Consider the following 26,874-nt stretch of genomic DNA (forward strand, 5'->3'; position numbering starts at 1 on the left):
GGCGGGGTAGGCCCGCTCAATTTTCGATGTGACGCTCAGGGGGCTGATGCAGGCTGATACCGGCATCGAACAGCAGGTTGACCAGCTCGACGATCATGATCGCCGACAACCCCCAGATCTTGTATTCACCATAGCGGTAACTGGGCACATACCAGCTACGCCCCTGATAATCGATACGGTGGGTATGGTCGCGCGGGTCCTGCCGGAAGAATTCCAGCGGCACGGTGAATACTGCCGCGATCTCGGCATCATTGGCGCGATATTCGACGAAGTCGGGGATAAGCCCGACGAATGGCGTCACTTTCAGGCCATGTAGCGAAATCAGCGGGCTGAGCGGACCAATCACCTCCACCAGGCCAGGGGGCAGGCCGATTTCTTCTTCAGCCTCGCGCAGGGCAGTAAAGACCAGGTCCGGGTCTTCCGGGTCGCGGCGGCCACCGGGAAAGGCTACTTCGCCACCGTGGGTAGACAGGCCCTTGGCGCGCAGGGTCAAGACCAGTTCGGGCGCTTCGCTGCGGGTAATGGGCAAGAGGACCGCCGCTTCGGGGAACCGCCTGTCGGTTTCCAATGACGCGGGTTGGTGGTTGCTCATTCGGCGAAGTAGCTCGTCCAGCATTGCGCACGCTCGTATCCAGGTCCTGTGTTGCATGATGCACCAAAGCCGCGAAGCACCCAAGCCCCAGCGCTTGCGGCGGCACGGTGGCCGCGCCAAGATAGCCTTGAGCATAAGGAACCACACATGAAATTCTGCAGCGCATGCGGCCAACCGGTCACTCAGCGGATCCCCGAGGGCGACAGCCGCCTGCGGTACGTCTGCGGCTCTTGCCAGACCATCCACTACCAGAACCCCAACATCGTGGCCGGCGTGTTGCCGACCTGGGGCAGCCAGGTGCTGCTGTGTCGCCGCGCCATTGAGCCGCGCCGGGGTTTCTGGACCCTGCCCGCCGGTTTCATGGAAAACGGCGAAACCCTCGACCAGGCCGCGCGTCGCGAAACCGTCGAGGAAGCCTGCGCCCGGGTCGGGCCGACGTCCCTGTACCAGCTGTTCGATCTGCCGCACATCAGCCAGGTGCATGTGTTCTTCCGCGCCGAGTTGGCGGACCTGGACTTTGCCGTCGGTGTCGAAAGCCTGGAGGTGCGCCTGTTCGAAGAACATGAGATACCGTGGGACGAGCTGGCTTTCCGCACCGTCACTCGCACACTAGAATGCTACTATCGCGACCGCATCGGCCAGCACTACCCCATAGGCCATGAATACCTGCCGCCGATGAACGTTTCGCCACACACCTAAACGCCTTCAGGGATACTGTTACATGCGCTGGTTGCTTGCCCTTTTCTGCCTTTGCGTTACCTCGGTGTCCCAGGCGGCCTTCACCGAAACCATCATCCGCAAGCCCGCGCCGGCAGCGCAAACCCCCTCGCCTTCGCAGCAAGCCATGCAACCGTTGATCGACAAGGTGCTGGTGATCAAGTCGGAGCGCCGCCTGCAGTTGATCAGCCGCGGCGAGCCGCTGAAAACCTACCGCATCTCGCTGGGCAAGCAGCCCAAGGGCGCCAAGGAACGCGAAGGCGACAAGAAAACCCCCGAGGGCTTGTACTGGCTGGACTGGCGCAAGCAGAGCGACCGCTTCAACCTGGCCATGCACATCAATTACCCGAACATCAGCGATGCCGCCCGCGCGACCCGGGCAGGGGTGAATGCCGGCAGCATGATCATGATTCACGGCACACCGATCAACGATGAATACCCGGAATGGTACTTCCATACCCTGGACTGGACGGATGGTTGCATTGCCATGCGCAACCGCGACATGCAGGAAGTATGGGACTTGGTTCGGGATGGAACGCTGATCGAGATCCGCCCTTGATATAGAGCCTTCCGGCAAAAGTTGTAGGAACCTTCTCACCATTTAGCGCGAACTTGCCTGACAGGTGCTTAGGCAGGGTACTGCATCCATACGAGTGGCTTAATTTCTAGCATCCACGCAGACGAGTACGAAAACCGTACATCATTTGCGGGGTGCTTCAATGCCGTGCCTGATTCACCGCATCGCCCATTGGCTGTCGGCCGGTTGCCTTTCTGGCTTGCTGTCCGTTCCCCAGGTGCTGGCCGACGACCCTGCCAGCCAGCAGCTGCGCGATCAACAGCATGGGCTGCGGCAACTGGAGCAACAGCAGCGGCTGGAACGCTGGCAGCGTATACCCGCCCCGACTGAACCGACCAACAGCACTTCCCACCGCTCGCACGATGATCGCTGCTGGGCAGTCGATGGCGTGCGCGTGGCGGGCATGCACCAGCTTTCGAACTCGGCACTGGCGCCCACCATCCGTGCCCTCACGCCTGCCTGCATGGGCATCGCCGACATCAACCGGCTGCTCAAAGCCATCACCCAACGTTATGTACAAGCCGGCTACCCAACCAGCCGCCCCTACCTGCGGCAGCCCCCAGCAGAGGGCATGCCGTTGGACATCGTCATTGTCGAAGGCTTTGTCGAAACCATCGAACTGGCTGGCCCCGACCTGCCCCTGTCTCTCTCCAGTGCCTTCCCAGGCCTGCTTGGGCAGCCACTGTACCTGCCCGACCTTGAGCAAGGCCTGGACCAGCTCAACCGCCTTCGCGCCTATGAACTGGGCGCCACCTTGCTGCCCGGCGAACTGCAGGGCGGCACCCGCGTGGTCGTGCAGCCGGGCAAGGTTGCTTCACGCTGGCACCTGGACAGCCGCTTCGACAACCGGGGCAGCGAGCTGACCGGCCGCCACCGCGTCAACCTCGGCATTGGCCTGGACAGCCCGCTTGGCCTCAATGATGAGCTGCGCCTGTCGTTGACCCGCACGGTGCTCGATACGCCCGGCCAAAGCCAAGGGATATCGTTGTACTACAGCATCCCCTACGGCGCCTGGACCTTTGCCCTCAGCGCCAGCCAGCTAAGCTATCAAGCCCCCCTCCCCTACAGCGACAAGGCTGCCGACGGCAGCAGCAGCTATCAGGGCCTGAGTGTCGAGCGGGTATTGTGGCGCAACCAGCAAGGCATGCTCAGCGCCAGCGCCCGTCTGGACCGCAAGCAGCTGATCAACCGCAGTGCTGGCGCGGTTATCGTCCAGCAAAGCCCGACGCTGGCCACGGTAGAGGCCGGCATCAACCTGCTGTGGCTCGAAAGTGGCCTGTGGAACGGTTACTTCGGCGTTGCCCAAGGCATTGACGCATTGGGTGCCGACCGCTCGCCCCTGGGTGCTCAACGCCTGCGCCCGGACTTTCGCAAGTACCGCGCCAACCTGCTGCACCTGCGTCAAGGCCCGGCACCCAGCCCTTGGCGCTGGCAGAGCGAGCTGGCCATGCAGTACAGCCGCGACCCGCTGCCTGCCGTCGAACAGCTGCTGGTCAGCGACGATTCGGCTGTCCGCGGCTTTCGTCTGCACACTTACTCCGGTGCCAGCAGCGCCGTCTGGCGCAATACGTTCAGCCAGGCGCTGCCACGGACCTGGGCCCCACCTTTCGAGATACGCCCCTACATCGGCCTGGACCTGGGCTGGGTTCGCACCGCCGAAGGCAAACCGTCGCAGCGCCTGGCCGGGGCCGCCGCAGGGTTGGAACTGAGCCTGCCCGGCAGCCGCCTGCGCCTGGACTACCAACGCGCCTTGTACACCAGCGACCTGCCCCGCCCGCGGCTGGAGCCCGGCTTCTGGGTGCTGGACTGGACCCTGAGCATCTGATTCACCCACAACAAAGAGAACGAGAAAATGCAAACACTCTCGCAGTTACCGCCTGTTCGCCCGGATACCTTGCGCTGGGCAATCTTCCTCGCCGTGCTCGGGCCCAGCGCCGCACTGGCTCAGACAGGACTGGAAGCAGCCAGCGGCCCCGGGGGGACCCCGGTCATCCATAACGGCCACGGGGTGCCGGTCATCGACATCGTGCCGCCCAACGCCACGGGGCTGTCACACAACCAGTTCATCGACTACAACGTTGCCACCCCGGGCCTGGTGCTGAACAACGCCACCGCAGCCGGGCAGTCGCAACTGGCCGGCGCCCTGGCGGCCAACCCGCAGTTCCAGGGCCAGGCCGCCTCGACCATTCTTAACGAAGTGGTCAGCCGCAACGCCTCGCTGATCGAGGGGCCGCAGGAAATCTTCGGGCGCCCGGCCGACTACATACTGGCCAACCCCAATGGCATCACCCTCAATGGCGGCAGTTTCATCAACACCACCCGCGCAGGCTTCGTGGTGGGCACCCCGCAATTTGAGGAGCAACAGCTCAGGTACCTCGATACGCTCACGGCCAGTGGCACCCTGCAGGTACTGGAGCATGGCCAGGGCAATGCCGGTGGCGCACTCGAACTGATCGCACCGCGCGTGGACAGCAAAGGCTTGCTAATGGCCAGCGAAACGCTCGACATCACTGTCGGCCGCAACCGTATCGACAGCCGCAGCGGCGAGGTGGTCGAACACCTGCCCAGCCCCTCTTCGAGCATTGACGCCAGCCTGTTCGGCGCCATGCGCGCCGGGCGTATCCGTGTGGTAAGTACTGCCGAAGGCGCGGGTGTGCGTGTGGGGGCCTCGCAAATTCTGGGCACCGAGGGGGTCGACATCAGCTCGGCCGGGGGCCTGCATGTCAGCGGCAGTGGCGACCGCCCGACCGAGCTGCGCAGCGAGCGCGGCGTGCTGAAACTCACCGCTGCCGATGACCTGATGCTTGAAACGGTCGACGGCCAGGCCCCGCGAATCGAAGCAAGGGCTGGCAAGAAGCTCACACTGGACGCCAAGACAATCGAGCACATCAAGCACGACAGTGACAGCTGGAACAAGAAGTTCTGGTTCGTCACCCGCGAAACCTACAACAGCAAAACCACCACCACCCACCAGCAGCAACAGGGCAGTCAATTGTTGGGCACTGAGAGTGTGCTGTTGCAGTCCGGCGACGACATGCGCATGACCGCAGCGAAGGTGGACGCCGGTAACGAGCTGACGGTCGACAGCGGTGCCGGCCTGGACATCATCGCCGGCATCGACAGCAAACGCACCGAACAGCAGGTGCGTCATCGCAAGGATTTATGGCGCGGTGACAGCGATAGCGACCAGCTCAAGGAAACCGCTAAGGGCAGTACCCTGAGCGCCGGGCGCATGTCGATAAAGGCAAGCGACAACCTCAACGTGCAGGGCAGCAGCCTGCACAGCGGCGGCGATCTGGCTATCCAGGCGAAACAGGCCGACATCGGCACAACCACCTTGCAGGAACACGGTACCAAACGCGACTACCGAGGCGACCTGGTGTCCGGCACATTCTTTGGTGACCGCAAAGGTAACGACACCGAGGGCCAGGTCGTCGCGGGCAGCACAATAACCAGCGATGGCGAGCTCACTGTGAGCGCCGACCAGGTCACCATCAAAGGCAGCACCGTGTTCGGTAAACAGGACGCGGTGCTCTACAGCGAGAACGGCTCGCTGGCCATCGAGGCAGACCATGGCAGCACGACCTCCACCCAGCGCACCAGCGACAGTAAACTGTTCGGCCTGATCGGCAGCAAGCACGAAAGCACGGACCGCAAACAGCAGGTACTGGTCAGCGACGTCAGCTCGACCAGCAACCTGCGCCTGGCCAGCGCCGAAGAGATGCGCATCCAGGGCGCCAAGGTCGAAGCTGGCAAGCATCTGCAAGTCGAGGCCAAAGGCGACCTGTTGATTGGCAGTTCGCAATCGGTCGATGAACGCGAAACCCGCGACCAACAACGGGGCTTCACGGCCAGCGCCAGACAGACCCAGGAAGCCGAGGATGGCAAGCCCGAGTCTCGCCAGTACGCGGCTGGCGTGGCGTATGAGGTCGTGACCACCACCAGCAAGCAGCGCACGACCAACCAGGTTGCCAGTGAGCTCAAGGGCGCCTCGGTGGGCATGAGCAGCAGCGCGCACCTGCAGGTCAACGGCAGCAAGGTCCAGGCCACTGCCGGCGACCTCGATGTGCAGGCGCGGGAAGTGACACTGGGGGCGACCCGCAATGACCGTGACGTAGCCACCAGCACCACCGAAAGTGGTGGCGGGTTGACAGTAACCGGTGGCATCGACCGTCTGGGCAGCTTGTTCGAAGGCCATCACAACCGCGAGGTGCAAGCCGATCGCGACAGCAAGGTGCAGCGCAGCGAGTTGCAGGCCAGCGGCGATCTGAAATTGCGCAGTGATGCACTGCTCACCGAGGCCGCGCACGTCGAGGCCGGCAACACCCTGAAGGTGACCGCCAAACGCATCGACAACCGTGCAGCTCAGGATACCCATGAACATGAACAAAGCCGTGACGACTGGTCGGGTAGCCTGGGCGCCAGTATCGAATACCGCGACCTGACCCGCCCTATCGAACGCCTGGTGCTGGGTGAGGAAGCCCCGCGCTTCCAGCAAGCTTCGCCCGAAGACGCCATGGCGCCTCCCAGCGTGGGGGCCGACATGACGGTCGAACACCTCAAGCGCCTGGAGAACCAGCGCCGTGGAATTGCTCAGGTCAGCGAGTTGTCCGCAGCAAAGGTCGAGGTCAAGGCTGACACACTGGCCGACCAGGGCACAGCCTGGCGGGCCAATGCCGGCTCGCTGAAAATCGAGGCGCAGCAGCACCAGATGAGCGCCGCCGAAAATACCCAGGAAACCACCGTTCAACGCCTGGCCTATGGTGGCGACGCGCGCCTGGACACCAGCACCGGCGAAGACCTGAATGTACGCGCCGCCGGCAAAGGAGGGTCGCTGGATAAAAAGGATACCGCCAGCACCGCCGTGCCCGGCAGCCTTTACGGGCAACAGGGTATCCAGGTACAGCTGGGCAGCGATGGCCGCTACGAAGGGGCCCGCATCGATGGCGGCGAAGGCAGCGTGGTCATGCACAGTGCAGGGTCGCTGGCCCTACCCCAGGCGACCGACCAGGCCGAACAGCAGTCACGCCAGCTCGATGGCAATGCCTGGGCCAAAGTCGGTAACCGCCCGGGCAGCACCGGTGTCGATGGCCGGGGCTATCTGGACCAGGACCAGAAACTGAGCACGCAGAGCAAGGCACAAGTGGCACAGATCGACGCCAAGGGCGAAGTTCAACTGACCAGCGCCGGCGACCTGTTGCTCGAAGGCACCCGCATTGGCAACCGCGAGGCCAAGGCTGGCGACATACGGGTGCAAAGCGGCGGCCAGTTGCAGGTCAAGGCGGCCAGCGATACCCAGCAGGCCACAGGCGCCAACCTGGGTGGCGGCATGGAGCTGGCGGCCAAGGCTGGCCAGACCCAGGGGGGAGCCATAGGCGGCCACTTCAGCCACGGCAAGCAGGACGAACATGCACGTCAGGCGGTCGATGCCCAGTTTGCCAGCAACGGCACACTGACCCTGACCAGCAGCGCCCGCGAGGACATCGCCCTGCACCTGCAAGGCCTGCAGGCCTCGGCCGAACAGATCACCCTCGACGCCTCGAATGGCGGCATGCTGGTTGAAGCCTCTTCCAGCCAGGAGCGACGCGACAACCTCGACATCTCGGCCGGCGCTGGTTTCAACATGGCCAAGGGCGCCTTGGACACCCGCGGCCTGCATGGCCGGCTCAAGGTAGAGCTCGACAAGCGCGACAACCTCACCTGGAATACCAGTGACCTGCGCGCCGAGCGCATCGACCTGCAAAGCCGCGGCGATACCCGCATCGAGAGTGCCACCCTGGATGCAGGGCATATTGGCGGCACAATCGACGGTGACCTACGCATCGCCAGCCTCAAGGACAACGTCAACACCCTGAGCGTGAAAGGCGATGTCAGGCTGAGCCAGGAGAAAAACCCTCAGGGCTATGTCAATGCGGCCAAATCGGTGGCTGGCCCGCTGGGAGGCAAGGTCGAGAAAAAGGCCGGTTCGGCCCTGAGCAAGGCAGACCCAGGGTTCTCGCCGACCGTCAGCCTCGACGTGTCGCATGCACAGCGTGACAATGTGGCGCGTCAGACCACGCTTAAAAGCAGCGACGGCATCGACCTGCAGGTCGGTGGCAACGCTCATCTGGTGGGTGCACGCTTGCAGTCGGCCAAAGGCGACGTGAGGCTCGACGCCAAATCGGTCACCCAGGAAACGCTAAGCGGCAATGACTATCGCCGAGACCTGTCGTTGGATGCGTCCAACTCACCGGTGGATCTGGGCACGGCAATCGCCGAGATAGCCAAAAGCAAAATGGCGGCGGATGGGGAAAATGCGCTGGACCTGGGCGTATTGAGAACCAGTGGGCATAGTCGCAGCGAGCAATGGGTTTCGAGCATGCAAGGGAAGAAGCACTAAGGCTCCATCGCGGCCCTGGCCATTTGGGGATATCAGCAATCTTGTGCTCTGCTGCTGACACCCGGGCCGCGTGCCTCCCGCTTCCACAGCGAATACCACAGCCCTTGGGCTTGTGATTTCTCTGCGGGGGCGGGCTTGCCTGCGAAGAGGCCGGTACAGGTCAAGCCAGCCGGTGCAGCCCCCGCCACCGATCCAGCCCAAGCAACACCAGCCCTATCCCCCAGAAACCCGCCAGCACCCCAAGGGCGTTGAGCATCACCTGCCCATACCCCAGGCTGGCCACATCGATGAACGGGTAGGCATAGACGCCAATCTCACTCCCCCGCCACAACGCATAACCAAAGTAGACCGCCGGGTACACCGCCCACACCAGCAAATGCCATAGCCGCAAACTGCCCTTGGGCACCTCGCTCCACCAGTACAAGGCATACAGCACCGGCATCACGTCGTGCAGCAACTCGTCCGCCAGCCATTGCCAACCCTGTGGTTGCCACAAATGACGCAGCAGCACGCTGTAGGCCAGCGCCACCAGCACGATACTGGCGGCCACTGCAGAGCTTACCGAGGGCGACAGGAAAAAGCGTTTGCCACGGCCTTCCCGGCCGAATGCGGCATAGCTGAGCACCGTCGCCACCAGGGTATTGGTCAGCACGGTGAAGTAGCCGAACACATTGATCAGGCCACCAATCAGGCTGGCCTGTTCCTGCCAACGCGCCAGCAGTACCAGGTTCACCTGCACGGCCAGGCCGAACCAGCCCAGCACCGCCATGCCGGTCAGCCAAGGGCGACGCGGCATGTCAGGCCTGACGCTGCAGCTTCACATACAGCTGCTCGACCTTTTCCCGCGCCCACGGTGTTTTGCGCAGGAACGTCAGGCTCGACTTGATGGTCGGGTTGCTCTTGAAGCAGCGCACATCGATGCGCTCGGCCAGGCCATGCCATTGGTAATGCGCCACCAGCTCGGTGAGGATTTGTTCAAGGGTCTTGCCGTGCAGCGCGTTGTGTTGGGCCGTGCTCATGCTGTGCTCCGTAGGAAAGATGCGCACCTTACACGAGTGTAGTGGTGGGCGGGATCCGTCGAGTCGACAGAAAAATCGCTGGTCAGAGGCAAAACCTCTGTGATGGAATAGTTATGTTATGTTGTAACGCTAAAAAGCATCTGCCAAGGAACGCCCCATCCCCATGCTGTACACACCGCTTCGCCTTTCCCCCCTTGCCGTCGCACTCTGGCTGGCTGCATCCCCCAGCCAGGCCGTAGAACTCGAACCACAGGTCATCACCGCCAACCCGCTGGGTAACCGCCAACTGGCCGCCCCCAGCACCGTGCTCGAAGGCGAAAACCTGCTGCAACAGCAGCACGGCAGCCTGGGTGAAACCCTGAACAAGCAGCCCGGTGTCGCCTCTACCTGGTTTGGCCCTGGCGCCAGCCGCCCGGTGATCCGCGGCCTGGATGGCGACCGCATTCGTATCCTGCGCAATGGCGTCGGTGCCCTGGATGCCTCGTCACTGTCCTACGATCATGCCGTGCCGCTGGACCCGGTAACCGTCGAGCGCGTCGAAATCGTCCGGGGCCCGGCCGCCCTGCTTTACGGCGGCAACGCCATTGGCGGGGTGGTCAACACCTTCGACAACCGCATCCCGGACTCGCCGATCGAGGGCATCCACGGTGCCAGTGAACTGCGTTACGGCGGCGCCGACACCACCCGCAGCAGCGCCGGCAAGCTGGAGGCCGGCGACGGCGCCTTCGCCCTGCACCTGGATGCCAACAGCCGCCAGTTCAACGACCTGCGCATCCCGGGCTACGCACGCAGCGCCAAGGTGCGCGATGCCGACGAGCCCGGCAGCAAACACCGCCTGGAAAACAGCGACGGTCGCCAGGACGGCGGCGCAATCGGTGGTGCCTACCACTGGGACCACGGCTACGCCGGCCTGTCGTACAGCGGCTACGACAGCAACTATGGCTCGGTGGCCGAGTCCGGCGTGCGCCTGGACATGAAACAGGATCACTACGCCTTCGCCTCCGAACTGCGCGACCTCGACGGCCCGTTCAGCTCGGTCAAGGTAGATGCTGGTTACACCGACTACGAGCACAAAGAAATCGAAGAAGGCGAGGTCCATACCACCTTCAAGAACAAGGGCTACGAAGCGCGTATCGAAGCCCGCCACCAACCGCTCGGACCGGTTGAAGGGGTCATTGGGGCCCAGGTCAGCCGTAACGAATTTTCGGCCCTCGGCGAGGAAGCCTTCGTCCCGCATACCGATACCGACAGCGTGGCGCTGTTCATGCTCGAACAGTGGCAAGCCACCGAGCGCCTGGACCTGAGCCTGGGCGCGCGCATGGAGCACACCCGCGTAGACCCGGACGCCAAAGGCAACGAGAACTTCGTCGACGCCGACAGCGCCAGCAGCTTCAACGCCTTCAGCCTGTCGTCGGGGGCTGTGTACCAGCTCGACCCAGTCTGGTCGCTGGCCGCAAACCTCGGCTACACCGAGCGCGCCCCTACCTTTTACGAGCTGTACGCCAATGGCGCGCACGTAGCCACCGGCGCGTTTGAAGTCGGTGACGCCAGCCTGAACAAGGAAAAGGCCATTTCCGCCGACCTGGCGCTACGCTTCGACAACGGCACCCATAAAGGCAGTGTCGGGGTGTTCTACAACCACTTCCGCAACTACATCGGCCTGATTGGCACCGGCAACACCCGCGAAGGCGAGCATGACCATGAGGAGGAGGATCACGATCATGAACATGAAGGCTTCCCGGAATACCAGTACCAAGGCGTGCGGGCGCGCTTCTACGGCATCGAGGCCCAGGACCGCTGGCAGTTGGCCGAGAACCGTTACGGCAGCTTCGCGCTGGAGATGTCCGGTGACTATACCCGGGCCAAGAACCTCGACAGTGGCGAGCCACTGCCCCGCATCGCCCCGCTGCGCCTGAACAGCGGGCTGGTCTGGGAGCTGGACCGCTGGCAGGCGCGGGTAGACGTGCAGCACGCTGCTTCGCAGCACCGCAAACCCGCCAACGAAACCAGCACTGATGGCTACACCACCTTGGGCGCGAGCGTTGGCTACCGCTTCGACATTGGTCAAAGCCAGTGGTTGGCGTTTGTGCGCGGCGAAAACCTGACCGACCAGACCGTGCGCTATGCCAGTTCGATCCTGCGCGATATCGCACCGGCGCCGGGGCGTAGCGTGGAAGTCGGGTTGCGTACCACCTTCTGAACCACAAGCGACGAAGATCGGTGTAGGAACGGGTTCACCCGCGAATACGATGGTAGGGCAACCGGCGCATTCGCGGGTGAACCCGCTCCTACACCTGCCTCGATTAATGACGACTGTTGCCCGTTCAACAACAATCCTCTGCGACAATTTGTCTTTTTTTCTTATAACTTCCCCTATATCCTCCCCGCCGCAAGCTGAAACGCTTCATCGATTAATCTTGTCGCCATATCCATTGAGGGGCCCGCCCTTCGATGCGCTTGCCGTTTTTTTCAATAATCAAAAGATAGCGCTATCTCATGTTCCAACTGCCTAAAACCTGCTACATCGGCCTGGCCCTCAGTGCCTTGGCAACCCCCGCCGGCGCCAGCGAAATGTTCGCCAGCGACTCCCCTTGGATGCTCGGCGACTGGGGCGGAACCCGCAGCGAACTGCTGGAAAAGGGCTACGACTTCACCCTTGGCTACACCGGCGAGATGGGCAGCAACCTGCACGGCGGCTACGACCACGACCGCACCGCGCGCTACAGCGACCAGTTCACCTTCGGCAGCCACCTGGACCTGGAGAAGATCCTCGGCTGGCATGACACCGAATTCCAGCTGACCGTCACCGAGCGTCACGGCGACAACATCAGCAACGACCGCATCAACGACCCGCGTGTCGGCGGCTTCACCTCCGCCCAGGAAGTCTGGGGCCGCGGCGAAACCTGGCGGCTGACGCAGATGTGGATCAAGCAGAAGTACTTCGACGGTGCGCTGGATGTGAAATTCGGCCGCTTCGGTGAAGGCGAGGACTTCAACAGCTTCCCTTGCGACTTCCAGAACCTGGCTTTCTGCGGCTCGCAGGTGGGCAACTGGGTGGGCGGCATCTGGTACAACTGGCCAGTCAGCCAGTGGGCCCTGCGCGTGCGCTACAACCTTACCCCCGAGCTGTACGCCCAGGTCGGCGTCTTCGAGCAGAACCCTTCCAACCTCGAATCCGGCAATGGTTTCAAGCTCAGCGGCAGCGGCACCCAGGGTGCGGTAATGCCGTTCGAACTGGTATGGACCCCACGTATCCAAGGCTTGAAAGGGGAATATCGTGCCGGCTACTACTACAGTAATGCCAAGGCACAAGATGTTCTCAAGGACAGCAACGGTCAGCCGGCCGCCATCAGCGGCGCCGCCTACCGCAGCAGCTCGAGCAAGCACGGCTTGTGGATTGGCGCCCAGCAGCAGGTCACCTCGCTGGCGTCCGACCAGTCGCGCGGCTTGAGCGTGTTCGCCAACGCCACGGTGCATGACAAGAAGACCAATGCCATCGACAACTATGTGCAGGCAGGACTGGTATTCAAAGGGCCTTTCGATGCCCGCGCCAAGGACGACATCGGTTTCGCCCTGGCCCGCGTGCACGTCAACCCTGCCTATCGCAAGAACGCCCGCCTGGTCAACCAGGCCGCCGGCCTCTACGACTACGACAACCCGGGCTTCCTGCCAGTGCAGGACACCGAGTACAGCGCCGAGCTGTACTACGGCATTCATCTGGCCGACTGGCTCACGGTACGCCCCAACCTGCAGTACATCCGCCACCCGGGCGGGGTGTCGCAGGTCGATGGCGCCCTGATCGGCGGCCTGAAGATCCAGAGCAGTTTCTAACCCCTTTTTTGACCTGACGGAGAACCTACGATGAGCACTGAAGGTGCGAACCAAGGAAGCCGCTGGCTACCGCGCCTGATTGGCGCGCTGCTGTTGCTGATGGGCCTGGCCCTGCTGGCCGGCGGTATCAAGCTGAGCCAGCTGGGCGGATCGCTGTACTACCTGATCGCCGGTATCGGCTTTGCCCTTTCGGGCGTCCTGCTGCTGGCCCAACGCCAGATCGCCCTGGGCCTGTATGGCCTGGTGCTGCTGGGCAGCACCGTGTGGGCCCTGTTCGAAGTAGGCCTGGACTGGTGGCAACTGGTGCCGCGGCTGGCTATCTGGTTCGCCATCGGCGTGGTGTTGCTGCTGCCGTGGGCACGTCGCCCGCTGATCGGCCCAGCCAGCAAAGCCAACACTGCACTGCTCGGCGTGGCAGTGGTCGCTTCGGGCGCTTGCGCGCTGGCCAGCCAGTTCACCCATCCCGGTGAAGTGTTCGGCGAACTGGGCCGCGACAGCAGCGAAATGGCCAGCGCCGCCCCGGCCATGCCCGACGGCGAATGGCAGGCCTACGGCCGTACCGAGCATGGCGACCGCTACTCGCCGCTGCGCCAGATCACCCCGCAGAACGCCTACCGTCTGGAAGAAGCCTGGCGCATTCGCACTGGTGATCTGCCAACCGAAAACGACCCGGTGGAGCTGACCAACCAGAACACCCCGCTGAAGGTCAACGGCATGCTGTACGCCTGCACCGCGCACAGTCGCCTGCTGGCGCTGGACCCGGACACTGGCGCGGAAATCTGGCGCTACGACCCGCAGGTCAAGAGCCCGACCGGCACCTTCAAGGGCTTTGCCCACATGACCTGCCGTGGCGTCTCGTACTATGACGAAAACCGCTACGTCAGCCGCGACGGCAGCCCGGCGCCGAAAATTACCGATGCAGGCCAGGCCGTGGCCCAAGCCTGCCCGCGTCGCCTCTACCTGCCTACCGCGGATGCCCGCCTGATCGCCATCAACGCCGACAACGGCAAGGTCTGCGAAGGTTTCGCCAACCAGGGCGTGATCGACCTCACCACCGGCATTGGCCCATTCACCGCCGGCGGCTATTACTCCACCTCGCCTGCTGCGATTACCCGTGACCTGGTGATCATCGGTGGCCACGTCACCGACAACGAGTCGACCAATGAGCCGTCCGGGGTGATCCGCGCCTACGACGTGCACGACGGCCACCTGGTGTGGAACTGGGACAGCAACAACCCGGACGACACCAAGCCATTGGCTGCCGGCAAAATGTACAGCCGCAACTCGGCCAACATGTGGTCGATCGCCAGCGTCGACGAAGACCTTGGCATGATCTACCTGCCGCTGGGCAACCAGACCCCGGACCAGTGGGGCGCCGACCGCACCCCGGGCGCCGAGAAGTACAGCGCCGGCGTGGTCGCCCTTGACCTGGCCACCGGCAAGGCACGCTGGAACTACCAGTTCACCCACCACGACCTGTGGGACATGGACGTCGGCAGCCAGCCGACCCTGGTACACCTGAAAACCGACGATGGCGTGAAACCGGCGATCATCGTACCGACCAAGCAAGGCAGCCTGTACGTGCTCGACCGCCGCGACGGTACGCCAATCGTGCCGATCCGCGAGATCCCCACCCCACAAGGCGCAGTGGAAGGCGACCACACCTCGCCCACCCAGGCCCGCTCCGACCTCAACCTGCTCGGCCCAGAGCTGACCGAACAGGCCATGTGGGGCGCCACGCCTTTCGACCAGATGCTGTGCCGCATCCAGTTCCGCGAGCTGCGCTACGAAGGCCAGTACACCCCGCCATCCGAGCAAGGTTCGTTGGTCTACCCCGGCAACGTCGGTGTATTCAACTGGGGCAGCGTGTCGGTCGACCCGGTGCGCCAGCTGCTGTTCACTTCGCCCAACTACATGGCGTTCGTGTCGAAGATGGTTCCGCGTGAGCAGGTTGCCGAAGGCAGCAAGCGCGAAAGCGAGACCAGCGGCGTGCAGCCGAACACCGGCGCACCGTATGCAGTGATCATGCACCCGTTCATGTCGCCGCTCGGCGTACCGTGCCAGGCACCCGCCTGGGGCTACGTCGCCGCCATCGACCTGTTCACCAACAAGGTGGTGTGGAAACACAAGAACGGCACCACCCGCGACAGCACCCCGCTACCGATCGGCCTGCCGGTTGGCGTGCCGAGCATGGGTGGCTCGATCGTCACCGCCGGTGGCGTCGGCTTCCTCAGCGGCACGCTCGACCAGTACCTGCGCGCCTATGACGTGAACAACGGCAAGGAGTTGTGGAAAGCACGCCTGCCAGCAGGTGGCCAGGCTACGCCGATGAGCTACACCGGCAAGGACGGCAAGCAGTACGTGCTGGTGACTGCCGGCGGCCATGGCTCGCTGGGCACCAAGATGGGCGATTACATCATCGCTTACAAATTAGCCGAGTAAGCGACACCGCTCCCATCCGTGTGGGAGCGGCCTTGCGTCGCGAAAGGGCTGCACAGCAGCCCCGGGATTTCAGCGTCGATGCAAATAATGCCGGGGCCGCTTCGCGGCCCTTTCGCGACACAAGGCCGCTCCCACAGGCCGGTGTTCAGCCTCAGCCCAGCGCGGTATCGAGAAACATCATCACCGCAAATCCGCCCATCAACCCTGGGTAATGGAGCTGGGTGCAGCGCTGGGCATCAAGGCCTAGCCGGCGCTGGAAGCCCTGAAGGTCGCCGTACACATCTAAAGCCTGGCGCAGTCCTTGTGGGCGGCCTTGTGTCGCGTTTCGGTCGCGCAGCGGCCCCAACGATCTAGAATGCTGGATGGCTTCAGGGGCTGCTGCGCAGCCCAATCGCGACACAAGGCTGCTCCCGAACCATTGAAACCCATCCCTCCCCGCCCCATCTAAGCACCATAGTCATTCACGCAGGTGCCCCATGAGCGACCAGCAGGATTTCCCCGAACACCCTGACGAACACAGCGAAGTCGAACACACCCTCCAGGCCGAAGCCAGCCACGCCCTCGCCCTGCCCGGCCAGCAGCTGCCGGACAAGGTCTACGTCATCCCGATCCACAACCGCCCGTTCTTCCCGGCCCAGGTACTGCCGGTCATCGTCAATGAAGAACCCTGGGCCGAAACGCTCGACCTGGTGGCCCAGTCACCGGACCACTGCCTGGCGCTGTTCTTCATGGACACCCCGCCAGAAGACCACCGCCACTTCGACACCTCGGCACTGCCGCAGTACGGCACACTGGTCAAGGTGCACCATGCCAGCCGCGAAAACGGCAAATTGCAGTTCGTCGCCCAGGGCCTGTCCCGGGTGCGCATCCGCAACTGGCTCAAGCACCACCGCCCGCCCTACCTGGTCGAAGTCGAATACCCGCGCCAGCCCGCCGAGCCGACCGACGAGGTCAAAGCCTACGGCATGGCACTGATCAACGCGATCAAGGAGCTGCTGCCGCTCAACCCGCTGTACAGCGAAGAGCTGAAGAACTACCTCAACCGCTTCAGCCCCAACGACCCTTCGCCGCTCACCGACTTCGCCGCCGCGCTCACCTCGGCCACCGGCAATCAGTTGCAGGAAGTGCTCGACTGCGTGCCCATGCTCAAACGCATGGAGAAAGTACTGCCAATGCTGCGCAAAGAGGTGGAAGTCGCGCGCTTGCAGAACGAGATCTCGGCCGAGGTCAACCGGCAGATCGGCGAGCACCAGCGCGAGTTTTTCCTCAAGGAACAACTCAAGGTCATCCAGCAAGAGCTGGGGCTGACCAAGGACGACCGCAGCGCCGACCTTGAACAGTTCGAACAACGCCTGGAAGGCAAGACCCTGCCACCGCAGGCACGCAAGCGCATCGATGAAGAGATGGGCAAACTGGCCATCCTGGAAACCGGCTCACCCGAATACGCCGTCACCCGCAACTATCTGGAATGGGCCACCGCCCTGCCGTGGGGCGTGTACGGCAAAGACAAGCTCGACCTCAAGCACGCGCGCAAAGTCCTCGACCAGTACCACTCCGGCCTCGACGACATCAAGGAGCGCATCCTCGAGTTCCTCGCCGTGGGCGCCTGGAAAGGCGAGATCAGCGGCTCGATCGTGCTGTTGGTGGGCCCGCCCGGGGTGGGCAAGACCAGCATCGGCAAGTCCATCGCCGAATCGCTCGGCCGCCCGTTCTACCGCTTCAGCGTCGGTGGCATGCGTGACGAAGCCGAGATCAAGGGCCACCGCCGCACCTATATCGGCGCCCAGCCCGGCAAGCTGGTGCAGGCCCTGAAAGACGTCGAAGTGATGAACCCGGTCATCATGCTCGACGAAATCGACAAGATGGGCCAGAGCTACCAGGGCGACCCGGCCTCAGCGTTGCTGGAAACCCTCGACCCCGAGCAGAACGTCGACTTCCTCGACCACTACCTCGACCTGCGCCTGGACTTGTCCAAGGTGCTGTTCGTGTGCACTGCCAACACCCTCGATTCGATTCCTGGGCCGTTGCTCGACCGCATGGAAGTGATCCGCCTGTCTGGCTATATCACCGAAGAAAAACTGACCATCGCCAAGCGCCACCTGTGGCCCAAGCAGCTGGAGAAGGCCGGCGTTTCCAAGACCAGCCTCAGCATCAGCGACAGCGCCCTGCGCCTGGTGATCGACGGTTATGCCCGCGAGGCCGGCGTGCGCCAGCTGGAGAAGCAACTGGGCAAACTGGTGCGCAAGGCCGTGGTCAAGCTGCTGGAAAACCCCGACGCCAAGCTTAAGATCGGCACCAAGGACCTGGAAAACGCACTCGGCATACCGGTGTTCCGCAGCGAGCAGGTACTGGCTGGCAAAGGCGTCATCACCGGCCTGGCCTGGACCAGCATGGGCGGCGCCACGCTGCCGATCGAGGCGACCCGCATCCACACCCACAACCGCGGCTTCAAGCTGACCGGCAAGCTGGGTGACGTGATGAAGGAGTCTGCCGAAATTGCCTACAGCTACATCAGCTCCAACCTCAAGCAATTTGGCGGGGATCCAGGTTTCTTCAACGAAGCGTTCATCCACCTGCACGTCCCAGAAGGCGCCACGCCCAAGGACGGCCCCAGTGCCGGCATCACAATGGCCAGCGCTTTGCTTTCACTGGCCCGCGACCAGTCTGCCAAAAAAGGTGTCGCCATGACGGGCGAGCTGACCCTCACCGGTCAGGTACTGCCGATTGGCGGCGTGCGCGAGAAGGTGATTGCAGCGCGGCGGCAGAAGATTTTCGAACTGATCCTGCCGGAGCCCAACCGCGGTGACTTCGAAGAACTGCCGGACTACCTGCGCGAAGGCCTGACAGTGCATTTCGCCAAGCGCTTTGCCGACGTGGCGAAAGTGCTGTTCTAGCCTGCACCGGCCTCTTCGCGGGCAAGCCCGCGCCTGCAAGGGTACGCTACCCCTGCAGGCGCGGGCTTACTCGCGAAAGGGCCGGCACAGGCAGCACAAATTTCCTCGATCATCGGGTATCCTCAGGCCATCGCCAGCCTTCGGAGCCACCATGACCTCTCCTCGTCTGCTCGTTCCCCTGAGCTTCGCCCTGCTTTCTGCTTGCGCGCAACAATCCTCGCAGCCCGTTGACCTGGACGCCGAAAGCGAATGCCCCAAGCGCCTGCAGGTCGGCCAGATCCTCACGCTTACCCTGCCCAGCAACCCCACCACCGGCTACCGCTGGCTGGTACAGAACCCGGCGCCCAACGTATTGCAAAGCCTTGGCCCCGAGGTTTACAGCGCGCCTGAAGACACCGGTATCGTCGGCAGCTCGGGCCTATCGACCTGGCGCTTCCAGGCCCGCGCTACGGGCGAGGGGAACCTGGTGTTGGTCTACCAGCAACCCTGGGCCCCGGAAGTGCGCCCGGTACAGACCTTCGATTGCGCCATTCGGGTCAATTGAGCGCAAAGCGCTGGTCAGCCAACCATGCATCCGGGCTGCGGTTTGGCTAGAATGCGCCCCCTGCCTATCACCAGCCGCCTGGATTCGCCGTGAGCAAACAACCCGACCGCCTTTTCTCCCAACCCCTGGAGCAGGTGCCCGACTTCGTCTTCAACGAAGACGTCGTGCGTGTGTTCCCGGACATGATCAAGCGCTCGGTGCCCGGTTACCCAACCATTGTCGAGAACCTCGGGGTACTGGCCGCTCGGTTCGCCCAGCCAGGCACCGCACTGTACGATCTGGGCGCATCGCTGGGTGCCGTTACCCAGTCGCTGCGGCGCCATGTGCGCAGCGACGGCTGCAGGGTAATCGCGGTGGATAACTCCGCCGCCATGGTCGAGCGCTGCCGCCAGTACCTCACTGCGCAGGATTCGATGTTCCAGGAGTTGCTGCCAGTGCAAGTACTGGAAGCCGATATCCTTGCCCTGCCCTTCGAGCCCGCCTCGGTAGTGGCGATGAACTTCACCCTGCAGTTCATCGCCCCTGACCAGCGCCTTGAACTGCTCGGGCGAATCCGCCAGGCGCTGCTGCCCGGCGGCGCGCTGATTCTGTCGGAGAAGCTGCGCTTCGCCGATGAACAAGAGCAGGACCTGCTCAATGAACTGCACCTGGATTTCAAACGGGCCAATGGCTACAGCGAACTGGAAATCGCCCAGAAGCGCAGCGCCATCGAAAACGTGATGAAGCCCGATACACTCGAAACCCACCAGGAACGCCTGCGCGCAGCCGGCTTCTCGAAAGTGGTGCCTTGGTTCCAATGCCTTAACTTCGCCTCGTTGATAGCCCTGCCATGATCGATCTGTCTCCCCTCGTCCGCCGCCTGGCGGGCACGCCCCTGGCTTCCTGGTCGCAAGGCCTGCAAGCACAACTGGACGCCAAGCTGGAAAAGGGTCACGGTGACCTCGACCGCTGGCGCGGGGCGCTGGAAGCCCTGCCCGCCCTGCAACCCAGTGAAATCGACCTGGTCAACGGGTTGCGTCTGGATTGCGACTGCGACGACGCCACCCGCGCGCAGATGCGCCAGGCACTGATGGGCCTGTCGCCCTGGCGCAAAGGGCCGTTCGACCTGTTTGGCGTGCACGTTGACACCGAATGGCGTTCGGACTGGAAGTGGTCACGGGTCGGCCCGCACCTGGACCTCAAGGGCAAGCGTGTACTCGACGTGGGCTGCGGCAATGGCTACTACCAGTGGCGCATGCTCGGCGCCGGCGCAGACATGGTGATTGGGGTCGACCCCAACTGGTTGTTCTTCTGCCAGTTCCAGGCCGTGCAGCAATACCTGCCGGAGTTGCCGGCCTGGCACCTGCCGTTCGCCCTGGAAGACCTGCCCGCCAACCTGGAAGGTTTCGATACCGTGTTTTCCATGGGCGTGTTCTATCACCGCCGCTCGCCCATCGAGCACCTGCTGGCGCTCAAGGACTGCCTGGTCAAGGGTGGCGAGCTGGTGCTGGAAACGCTGGTTATCGAGGGCGACGAAAACCAGGTGCTGGTGCCTGAAGACCGCTACGCACAGATGCGCAACGTCTGGTACCTGCCGTCGGTACCGGCGCTGGCCCGCTGGTTGCGCCGTGCCGGCTTCAGCGATGTGCGCTGCGTCGACGTGAGCGTGACCAGCGTCGAGGAGCAGCGCAGCACCGATTGGATGCGCTACCAGTCACTGAGCGACTTCCTCGACCCGAACGACCACAGCAAGACCGTCGAAGGCCTGCCTGCCCCGCGCCGCGCCACCCTGCTGGCGCGCAAATAAAAAAGGCGCCCGCAGGGGCGCCTGAATACACTTGCGGCGAGTAGCCGACAAATCAGCGCGAAGCCGCCACGATCAGCGCCTTCATCTCGGCCACAGCAGCCTTGAAGCCGACAAACAGGGCATGGGCCACCAGCGCATGGCCAATGTTCAGTTCATTGATACCCTTGATCGCCGCCACCGCCTCGACGTTGTGGTAGTGCAGCCCGTGACCCGCATTGACGATCAGCCCCTGCCCCACGCCAAACGCCACACCCTCGACGATACGCTTGAGCTCTTCAGCCACATCGGTGGGGGTCTCGGCATCGGCATAACGACCGGTGTGCAGCTCGATGGCCGGTGCGCCAACCCGACGCGAAGCCTCGATCTGCCGTTCGTCGGCGTCGATGAACAGCGACACCTCGGCACCGGTACGTGCCAGCCGTTCCACTGCAGCCTTGATCCGCGCTTCCTGCCCTGCCACGTCCAGGCCACCTTCGGTGGTCAGCTCCTGACGAGTTTCGGGTACCAGGCAGATGTGCGCCGGCCGAATCTTTTCGGCAAAGGCCATCATCTCTTCGGTGACGCCCATCTCGAAGTTCATGCGGGTCTGCAGTACATCCTTGAGCAGCACGACGTCACGCTCCTGGATGTGCCGGCGGTCTTCGCGCAGGTGCACGGTGATGCCATCGGCGCCTGCTTCCTCGGCGTCCAGGGCAGCCTTGACCGGGTCAGGGTAGCGCGTGCCACGGGCTTGGCGCAGGGTCGCCACGTGGTCGATGTTGACGCCAAGAAGCATGCGGTTGCTGTGAGTCACGAAAGGCTCTCCTGAGGATTGAGCCCAACAGCATACGTCCTGATCAGCGCTTGCGAAACAGTTCCCGGCTGACCAGCGGTTTTGCCCCCAGGTGAACTGCCAGTGCCTGGCGCATCAGCCGCTTCGCGGCAAGCAAGGCGCCAGGGGCATCCCAGTCGGTTTGGGCCAGGGCCAGCAGTTCGGTGCCACGGAACAGGCCGGGCTGCGCCAGCTCAACCCGCTCCAGACCGGCGTCAACGCGCAAGCGGTACAGGCCATCGGCGGCAATGGGCTGCTCGTTGACGTCATGGTGCAAGGAAAACGCATAACCGAGTTCGTCCAGCAGCCGCCATTCGAACGAGCGCAACAGGGGTTCCAGCGGTCGACCGGCGCTCAGTGCCTGCAAGGTCAAGGTGTAGTGCTCGAACAGGGCCGGGAACGGCGCTTCGGCAGGCAACAGGCGCATCAGCAGCTCATTGAGGTACAGCCCGCTGAACAGCGCATCGCCGTGAAGCCAGGCGGCGATGCCGGTGCTGTCCATGCGGCTGACATTCTTCAGCTCGCCACGCCCACGCAGTTCCACCTCCAGCGACACGAACGGTCGCACCAGGCTGCCGCCCTTACCCCGTGCGCGACGCAACACGGCGCGCATGCGGCCCTGCGGGGTGAAAAAGTCCACCAGCGCGCTGGTTTCCTTGTAGGCACGGCTGTGCAGCACGTAGGCTGGCTGGGGGGCGGGTTGGTCCATGCACTATCTCTGGGGCCTGATGTACGTGTGGGAGCGGGCGTGCCCGCGAAAGCGTCAGTGAACCCACTATCGCATTCGCGGGCAAGCCCGCTCCCACAGGAATAACCGACCGGTCAGGTAATTACAGGTCGCCGTAGCCCAGCGAACGCAGGGCGCGCTCGTCGTCGGACCAGCCGCCCTTTACCTTGACCCACAGGTTGAGCATGACCTTGGAATCGAACAGCACTTCCATGTCCTTGCGCGCCTCGGAACCGATGCGCTTGATGCGCTCGCCCTTGTCACCAATGATGATTTTCTTCTGGCCATCGCGTTCAACCAGGATCAACGCATGAATGTGCAGCACATGGCCCTGCTGCTTGAATTCCTCGATCTCCACGGTGATCTGGTACGGCAACTCCGCACCCAGCTGACGCATGATCTTCTCGCGCACCAGTTCAGCGGCCAGGAAGCGGCTGCTACGGTCGGTGATCTGGTCTTCGGGGAAGAAATGATCGTTCTCGGGCAGGTGCTTGGCGATCTGTGCTTCCAGCGCTTCAAGGTTGTGCCCCTGCTGTGCGGAAATCGGCATCACCTCGGCGTTCGGCAGTTGCTCTTGCAGCCACTGCAGGTGCGGGATCAGCTCGGCTTTCTCTTCCATGCGGTCGGTCTTGTTGACCGCGATGATCAGCGGGCCGGTGACATACTGCACGCGCTCCAGAACCAGTTGGTCCTCGTCGGTCCACTTGGTACGGTCAACCACGAAGATAACCACGTCGACGTCCTTGAGGGCCGCCGAGGCGTTGCGGTTCATGTAACGGTTCAGGGCCTTGTCGTTGGCCTTGTGCATACCGGGGGTATCGACGTAGATGGCCTGCACATCACCTTCGGTCTTGATGCCGAGCATGTTGTGGCGGGTGGTCTGCGGCTTGCGCGAGGTAATCGCCAGCTTCTGGCCCAGGATGTGGTTGAGCAGGGTCGACTTGCCGACGTTGGGACGGCCGACAATGGCTACGTAGCCGCAGCGGGTCGGGTTGCTATCAGTCATTGCCATTCTCCACGCCCAGGGCGATCAGTGCAGACGCGGCGGCGACTTGCTCGGCAATACGCCGGCTAACGCCTTGACCACGGCTCTTGTTGTTCAGCAGTACCACTTCGCATTCGACGAAGAAGGTCCGGCAGTGTGGTTCACCCTGGATATCCACGACTTCGTAACGCGGCAGCTCACAGCTGCGCGACTGCAGGAACTCTTGCAGGCGGGTTTTCGGATCTTTATTGGTGTCGACCAGTGTCAGGCCTTCGAACTCATCGGCCAGCCAGGCCAGGATGCGCTCCCGGGCGGTGTCCATGTCGGCGTCCAGATAGATGGCACCAATCAGTGCCTCCAGGGCGTCGGCCAGGATCGACTCGCGGCGAAAGCCGCCGCTCTTGAGTTCTCCGGAACCCAGGCGCAGGTAATCGCCCAGGTCAAAACCACGGGCCAGACGGGCCAGGGTCTCACCCTTGACCAACCGCGCACGCAGCCGCGACAACTGGCCTTCGCGGGCCTGCGGAAAACGCTCGAACAGCGCTTCGCCGGCAACGAAGTTGAGAATGGCGTCACCGAGGAACTCCAGGCGCTCATTGTTGCGCCCGGCGTAACTGCGATGGGTCAGTGCCAGGAGCATCTGGTCCTGGTTCTTGAAGGTGTAACCGAGCTTTCGCTCCAGACCGGCAAGGGAAGCACTCATGCGGCCACCCGATCGTTGTTCAACGCGTTGTTCAAATCAACATCCTGAAAGACTGTTTGGCTGTGGTCCGCCGATCGATTTGCGGCGAATCTCCCGATCCCTGAGAACACAGCCTATGTCAGAAATGCATTCGGCGCTGTCTGCTGGACAGCGCCGATGGGTATCAATGGATCAGGCCAACCCGCGACAGGTTGGGCAAGTGGCTGAGTTTGGGCTCTGGCCAGCTCATCCACACCGCGAAGGCCTTGCCGACAATGTTCCGGTCCGGAACCATGCCGTGCAGTTCCTTGGGAATGTTCGGGTCATCCCAGAAACGGCTATCGTTGGAGTTGTCGCGGTTGTCGCCCATCATGAAGTAATGGCCCGCAGGTACGGTCCACTGCTGGTCCGGCGGCATGCGATAACGGCTCATTTCCTTGCGGATCAGGTGTTCGGCCGCGCCGAGCTTTTCCTTGTACAGCTGAGCACTGCCCAGGGTACCCGGCTCGCTGCCCACCAGTTGTTCGGCAACGGGCTGGCCGTTGACGAACAGCCGCTTGTCGTTGGTGTAGCGGACCACGTCGCCCGGCAGGCCAACCACACGCTTGATGTAGTTGACATTCGGGTCGCTCGGGTAGCGGAACACCATCACATCCCCGCGTTGCGGGTCACCGACCTCGATGACCTTCTTGTCGATCACCGGCAGGCGAATGCCGTACGAGAATTTGTTCACCAGGATGAAGTCGCCCACTTCCAGGGTCGGTTTCATCGATCCCGAAGGGATCTGGAACGGCTCGACCAGGAACGAACGCAGCACCAGCACGATGAACAGCACCGGAAAGAACGACTTGCCGTACTCGACCAGCAACGGCTCCTTGTTCAGCCGTTCGACCACCGCCATCTCAGGCTGGCTGACGCTGCCCTGATAGTTGGCGATTGCCGCACGCCGGCGCGGGGCCAGGAACAGCAGGTCGATCAAGCCCAGCAGACCGCAGATGAAGACGGCGATGACCAGCAACAGCGGGAAATTTAGCGACATAGGACCTAGCTATCCAACCTGAGCACGGCGAGGAAGGCTTCTTGTGGAATTTCCACGTTGCCCACCTGTTTCATGCGTTTCTTACCGGCCTTCTGCTTCTCCAGCAGCTTCTTCTTACGGCTGACGTCACCACCGTAGCACTTGGCCAGTACGTTCTTTCTGAGCGCCTTGACGGTTGTCCGCGCAATGATCTGGCCGCCAATGGCTGCCTGGATCGCTACGTCGAACATCTGCCGAGGGATCAGTTCCTTCATCTTCTCGGTCAACGCACGGCCTTTGTAGGCCGCGTTGTCGCGGTGCACGATCAATGCCAGGGCATCGACCTTGTCGCCGTTGATCAGCACGTCCAGCTTGACCAGGTTGGCCGACTGGTAGCGATCGAAATGATAATCCAGCGAAGCATAGCCGCGGCTGGTGGATTTGAGGCGGTCGAAGAAATCGAGCACCACTTCGTTCATCGGCATGTCGTAACGCACCTGCACCTGGCTGCCGAGGAACTGCATGTCGCGCTGTACGCCACGCTTCTCGATGCACAGGGTGATGACGTTGCCCAGGTGCTCCTGCGGAACCAGGATGGTCGCGGTGACGATCGGCTCGCGGAAGTCGGCTACAGCCGAGACGTCCGGCAGCTTGGACGGGTTGTCGACGACGATGGTTTCGCCGGTTTTCAACTCCAGCTCGTAGATCACGCTGGGTGCGGTGGTGATCAGGTCCAGGTCGTATTCGCGCTCCAGGCGCTCCTGGATGATCTCCATGTGCAACATGCCCAGGAAACCGCAACGGAAGCCAAAGCCCAGCGCGTCGGAGCTTTCCGGCATGTACTGCAGCGAGGAGTCGTTCAGGGTCAGCTTCTGCAGAGCGTCGCGGAAATCCTCGAAGTCGTCGGAACTGACCGGGAACAGGCCGGCATAGACCTGCGGCTGAATCTTCTTGAAGCCTGGCAACACCTCGACCTCAGGGGTCGAGGACAGGGTCAGGGTGTCACCAACCGGGGCACCGTGGATGTCCTTGATGCTGGCGATGATGAAGCCTACTTCGCCGGCTTTCAGATCGGCAGTCTGGGTGTGTTTCGGGGTGAAGACACCGACGCTGTCGACCAGGTGCACCTTGCCGGTGGACTTGACCAGGATCTTGTCGCCTTTCTTGACGCGGCCCTGGCGCACGCGCACCAGCGAGACCACGCCCAGGTAATTGTCGAACCAGGAGTCGATGATCAGCGCTTGCAGCGGTGCGTCGATCTCACCTTCCGGCGCGGGAATGGTGTGCACCAGGCGCTCGAGCACCTCGTCAACGCCCATGCCGCTCTTGGCGCTGCAGGCGACGGCGTCGGTGGCGTCGATACCGATGATCTTCTCGATTTCGTCCTTGACGCGGTCCGGATCGGCCTGGGGCAGGTCCATCTTGTTCAGGACCGGCATGACCTCCAGGCCCTGCTCGATGGCGGTGTAGCAGTTGGCTACGGACTGGGCCTCCACGCCCTGGCCGGCGTCGACCACCAGCAGTGCCCCCTCACAGGCCGCCAGCGAGCGCGAGACTTCGTAGGTGAAGTCGACGTGGCCGGGGGTATCGATGAAGTTCAGCTGGTAGGTCTTGCCGTCCTGCGCCTTGTAGTGAAGCGTGACGCTGTGGGCCTTGATGGTGATACCGCGCTCACGCTCCAGGTCCATGGAATCGAGCACCTGGGCTTCCATCTCGCGCGCCGACAGGCCACCGCACATCTGGATGAAACGGTCAGCCAGCGTCGACTTGCCATGGTCGATGTGGGCGATGATGGAGAAATTGCGGATATGACTCAAATCACTCACGGGTCAACACTCGAAAAGGCTGCGAGCCGGACGCCCGCCGAAAA

21 protein-coding genes are annotated in these 26,874 nt (G+C 63.0%); 11 read left to right on the top strand and 10 right to left on the bottom strand.

The annotated features are described in order from the left end of the window. Nucleotides 1–16: 16 nt before the first annotated feature. Entirely contained in the window at nt 17–616 is a 600-nt protein-coding gene (locus tag V7787_RS03530) for a CoA pyrophosphatase (protein WP_020191180.1), read from the bottom strand. A 123-nt stretch (nt 617–739) separates the two neighbouring features. On the opposite strand from V7787_RS03530, the gene V7787_RS03535 reads away from it, so the two are divergent. The 4 genes from V7787_RS03535 to V7787_RS03550 all read left to right on the top strand — a co-directional run bounded on the left by V7787_RS03535 (nt 740) and on the right by V7787_RS03550 (nt 8,265). Further along, nucleotides 740–1,291 (top strand): NUDIX hydrolase, encoded by a 552-nt coding sequence (locus V7787_RS03535; protein ID WP_020191181.1) that lies wholly within the window; start codon nt 740–742, stop codon nt 1,289–1,291. 22 nt (nt 1,292–1,313) lie between these two features. Beyond that, complete coding sequence (locus tag V7787_RS03540) at nt 1,314–1,868, top strand: L,D-transpeptidase family protein (protein WP_010952551.1); 555 nt, start codon at nt 1,314–1,316, stop codon at nt 1,866–1,868. A 160-nt stretch (nt 1,869–2,028) separates the two neighbouring features. Next, entirely contained in the window at nt 2,029–3,711 is a 1,683-nt protein-coding gene (locus V7787_RS03545) for a ShlB/FhaC/HecB family hemolysin secretion/activation protein (RefSeq protein WP_198747628.1), read from the top strand. Nucleotides 3,712–3,738: 27 nt separating this feature from the next. Continuing rightward, entirely contained in the window at nt 3,739–8,265 is a 4,527-nt protein-coding gene (locus V7787_RS03550; RefSeq protein ID WP_104887116.1) for a hemagglutinin repeat-containing protein, read from the top strand. A 160-nt stretch (nt 8,266–8,425) separates the two neighbouring features. On the opposite strand, the gene V7787_RS03555 is transcribed toward V7787_RS03550, so the two are convergent. Next, a complete protein-coding gene (locus V7787_RS03555; protein ID WP_064490975.1) occupies nt 8,426–9,061 on the bottom strand; it encodes a Pr6Pr family membrane protein in 636 nt (211 codons plus the stop codon). Between the two features lies 1 nt (nt 9,062). Next, complete coding sequence (locus tag V7787_RS03560) at nt 9,063–9,284, bottom strand: VF530 family DNA-binding protein (RefSeq protein ID WP_012053596.1); 222 nt, start codon at nt 9,282–9,284, stop codon at nt 9,063–9,065. A 163-nt stretch (nt 9,285–9,447) separates the two neighbouring features. On the opposite strand from V7787_RS03560, the gene V7787_RS03565 reads away from it, so the two are divergent. The 3 genes from V7787_RS03565 (at nt 9,448) to V7787_RS03575 (ending at nt 15,557) form a co-directional block, all read left to right on the top strand. Further along, the gene (locus tag V7787_RS03565) at nt 9,448–11,484 is read left to right on the top strand and encodes a TonB-dependent receptor (protein WP_104887115.1); all 2,037 of its coding nucleotides are present in this window, start codon (nt 9,448–9,450) and stop codon (nt 11,482–11,484) included. Between the two features lie 296 nt (nt 11,485–11,780). Further along, nucleotides 11,781–13,115, top strand: coding sequence for a carbohydrate porin (locus V7787_RS03570; RefSeq protein WP_064490977.1), 1,335 nt, complete (start codon nt 11,781–11,783; stop codon nt 13,113–13,115). 30 nt (nt 13,116–13,145) lie between these two features. Next, the gene (locus V7787_RS03575; protein ID WP_010952544.1) at nt 13,146–15,557 is read left to right on the top strand and encodes a glucose/quinate/shikimate family membrane-bound PQQ-dependent dehydrogenase; all 2,412 of its coding nucleotides are present in this window, start codon (nt 13,146–13,148) and stop codon (nt 15,555–15,557) included. Between the two features lie 151 nt (nt 15,558–15,708). Here the strand turns inward: V7787_RS03575 and V7787_RS03580 are convergent, their stop codons facing one another. Continuing rightward, nucleotides 15,709–15,837: a hypothetical protein gene (locus V7787_RS03580; protein WP_274144985.1), complete on the bottom strand. Its 129-nt coding sequence runs from the start codon at nt 15,835–15,837 to the stop codon at nt 15,709–15,711. Nucleotides 15,838–16,033: 196 nt separating this feature from the next. Here V7787_RS03580 and lon point away from each other — a divergent pair, with 196 nt between their 5' ends. The 4 genes from lon to cmoB all read left to right on the top strand — a co-directional run bounded on the left by lon (nt 16,034) and on the right by cmoB (nt 20,781). Continuing rightward, on the top strand, nt 16,034–18,451 hold the full coding sequence (gene lon / locus V7787_RS03585) for an endopeptidase La (protein WP_336085723.1): 2,418 nt from the start codon (nt 16,034–16,036) through the stop codon (nt 18,449–18,451). 151 nt (nt 18,452–18,602) lie between these two features. Beyond that, nucleotides 18,603–18,995, top strand: coding sequence for a protease inhibitor I42 family protein (locus V7787_RS03590; protein WP_049587373.1), 393 nt, complete (start codon nt 18,603–18,605; stop codon nt 18,993–18,995). An 89-nt stretch (nt 18,996–19,084) separates the two neighbouring features. Further along, nucleotides 19,085–19,828, top strand: a complete 744-nt coding sequence (gene cmoA / locus V7787_RS03595) for a carboxy-S-adenosyl-L-methionine synthase CmoA (protein WP_010952541.1) — start codon at nt 19,085–19,087, stop codon at nt 19,826–19,828. Further along, a complete protein-coding gene (cmoB, locus tag V7787_RS03600; RefSeq protein ID WP_064491118.1) occupies nt 19,825–20,781 on the top strand; it encodes a tRNA 5-methoxyuridine(34)/uridine 5-oxyacetic acid(34) synthase CmoB in 957 nt (318 codons plus the stop codon). The genes cmoA and cmoB overlap by 4 nt, the downstream gene beginning before the upstream one ends. A gap of 52 nt (nt 20,782–20,833) precedes the next feature. Here cmoB and pdxJ read toward each other — a convergent pair whose 3' ends face one another. From pdxJ to lepA, 6 genes are all read right to left on the bottom strand, one after another. Beyond that, a complete protein-coding gene (gene pdxJ / locus V7787_RS03605; protein WP_232968682.1) occupies nt 20,834–21,556 on the bottom strand; it encodes a pyridoxine 5'-phosphate synthase in 723 nt (240 codons plus the stop codon). A 61-nt stretch (nt 21,557–21,617) separates the two neighbouring features. Beyond that, nucleotides 21,618–22,301 (bottom strand): DNA repair protein RecO, encoded by a 684-nt coding sequence (gene recO / locus V7787_RS03610; protein ID WP_198747626.1) that lies wholly within the window; start codon nt 22,299–22,301, stop codon nt 21,618–21,620. A 121-nt stretch (nt 22,302–22,422) separates the two neighbouring features. Further along, nucleotides 22,423–23,325 (bottom strand): GTPase Era, encoded by a 903-nt coding sequence (gene era / locus V7787_RS03615; RefSeq protein WP_003252061.1) that lies wholly within the window; start codon nt 23,323–23,325, stop codon nt 22,423–22,425. After that, nucleotides 23,318–24,007 carry a ribonuclease III gene (gene rnc / locus V7787_RS03620; protein WP_003252059.1) on the bottom strand — a complete coding sequence of 230 codons (690 nt, stop codon included), beginning with the start codon at nt 24,005–24,007 and terminating at the stop codon, nt 23,318–23,320. The genes era and rnc overlap by 8 nt, the downstream gene beginning before the upstream one ends. Nucleotides 24,008–24,170: 163 nt before the next feature. Then, the gene (lepB, locus tag V7787_RS03625; RefSeq protein WP_003252057.1) at nt 24,171–25,025 is read right to left on the bottom strand and encodes a signal peptidase I; all 855 of its coding nucleotides are present in this window, start codon (nt 25,023–25,025) and stop codon (nt 24,171–24,173) included. 5 nt (nt 25,026–25,030) lie between these two features. Beyond that, complete coding sequence (gene lepA, locus V7787_RS03630; RefSeq protein WP_010952535.1) at nt 25,031–26,830, bottom strand: translation elongation factor 4; 1,800 nt, start codon at nt 26,828–26,830, stop codon at nt 25,031–25,033. Nucleotides 26,831–26,874 lie beyond the last annotated feature (44 nt).

Source organism: Pseudomonas sp. CGJS7 (genome assembly GCF_036961695.1).